Origin of the sequence: Enterococcus sp. 3C7_DIV0644 (assembly GCF_002141235.1) — a bacterium.
Classification (GTDB): Bacteria; Bacillota; Bacilli; order Lactobacillales; family Enterococcaceae; genus Enterococcus_D; species Enterococcus_D entomosocium.
Genome location: NZ_NGLK01000001.1, coordinates 2713220 through 2715244, shown reverse-complemented (window position 1 = coordinate 2715244; position 2025 = coordinate 2713220). Strand labels below are relative to the sequence as shown.

Genomic DNA, 2025 nt, shown 5'->3' with positions numbered 1-2025 from the left:
GCCATATACATTGACCTCTAAACTATTAATCCTTAAAATTGTTGATAGAACACGAAGAGTGTGTTCTATCAACAATCCAATTTTTATTTCTTTCTATTTTTATTTCTTTTTCTTTTTCTTTCTATTCCACAATCCAAATCCAGCACCTACAGATGCTAAACCACCAACAACTGAGGCTGCAATCGAGGAAGAACCTGTTTGTGGTAATTTGCTACCCGGTTTCTTATTGCCAGAGCCTGAATCGGAATCAGCATCCGCATCTGAATCGGAATCGGAATCGGCGTCCGCATCTGAATCTGCGTCGGCGTCGGCATCGGAATCTGAATCGGCATCTGAATCCGCATCAGCATCGGCGTCCGCATCGGAATCTGAATCAGCATCTGAATCAGCATCTGAATCGGAATCGGAATCAGCATCCGCATCGGCATCTGAATCCGCATCAGCATCAGCATCTGAATCGGAATCGGAGTCGGCATCCGCATCAGCATCGGCGTCCGCATCCGCATCGGAATCGGCGTCCGCATCGGAATCGGAATCGGAATCGGAATCAGCATCGGCGTCGGAATCTGAATCGGAGTCTGAATCTGCATCCGCATCGGAATCAGCATCGGCGTCCGCATCCGCATCGGAATCTGAATCCGCATCGGAATCGGAATCAGCATCAGCATCAGCATCAGCATCAGCGTCCGCATCCGCATCGGAATCGGCGTCCGCATCGGAATCGGAATCGGAATCTGCATCCGCGTCGGAATCTGAATCGGAATCCGCGTCCGCATCTGAATCTGAATCCGCATCTGAATCAGCGTCGGAATCTGAATCGGAATCGGAATCCGCGTCGGAATCTGAATCGGAATCGGAATCAGCATCCGCATCTGAATCGGAATCAGCATCTGCATCTGAATCAGCATCTGAATCGGAATCAGCATCCGCATCGGCATCTGAATCGGAATCGGAATCGGCGTCGGCGTCGGCATCCGCATCTGAATCGGCGTCGGCATCTGAATCGGAATCAGCATCCGCATCTGAATCGGCGTCCGCATCGGAATCGGAATCTGAGTCGGCATCCGCATCTGAATCGGAATCGGAATCTGAGTCGGAATCTGAGTCGGCATCCGCATCTGAATCGGAATCTGAGTCGGCATCCGCATCCGCATCGGCGTCGGAATCAGAATCAGCGTCGGAATCGGAATCCGCATCAGCGTCGGAATCGGAATCTGAATCTGCATCAGCATCAGCATCTGAATCGGAATCTGAGTCGGCGTCCGCATCCGCATCTGAATCGGCGTCCGCATCGGAATCGGAATCGGAATCCGCATCGGAATCCGCATCGGAATCCGCATCCGCATCGGCATCTGCATCGGCGTCCGCATCCGCATCTGAATCGGCGTCCGCATCGGCGTCCGCATCCGCATCTGAATCGGAATCCGCATCTGAATCAGCGTCGGAATCGGAATCTGAATCGGAATCTGAATCCGCGTCGGCATCTGAATCGGAATCGGAATCGGAATCCGCATCCGCATCCGCATCTGAATCGGAATCCGCATCGGCATCCGCATCTGAATCGGAATCCGCATCCGCATCCGCATCTGAATCGGAATCTGCATCAGCATCTGAATCGGAATCGGAGTCGGCATCCGCATCGGCATCCGCATCGGCGTCGGCATCCGCATCGGAATCGGAATCCGCATCTGAATCAGCATCCGCATCTGAATCGGAATCGGAATCGGAATCCGCATCTGAATCGGAATCTGAATCGGAATCTGAGTCGGCATCCGCATCCGCATCGGCGTCCGCATCGGAATCGGAATCCGCATCTGAATCGGAATCGGAATCTGAGTCGGCATCCGCATCGGCGTCGGCATCTGAATCGGAATCCGCATCCGCATCTGAATCAGAATCGGAATCTGCATCGGCGTCTGAATCGGAATCGGAATCCGCATCGGCATCGGAATCGGAATCCGCATCCGCATCGGCATCGGAATCGGAATCTGCATCGGCGTCTGAATCTGCATCCGCATCAGCGTC

1 protein-coding gene is annotated in these 2025 nt (G+C 53.3%); it reads right to left on the bottom strand.

Translation table 11 applies throughout. From position 1 onward, the window contains the following. Positions 1–99 precede the first annotated feature (99 nt). Positions 100–2025 (bottom strand): LPXTG cell wall anchor domain-containing protein (locus tag A5877_RS17455; RefSeq protein WP_139843943.1); only part of this gene is annotated, 1926 nt, incomplete at its 5' end.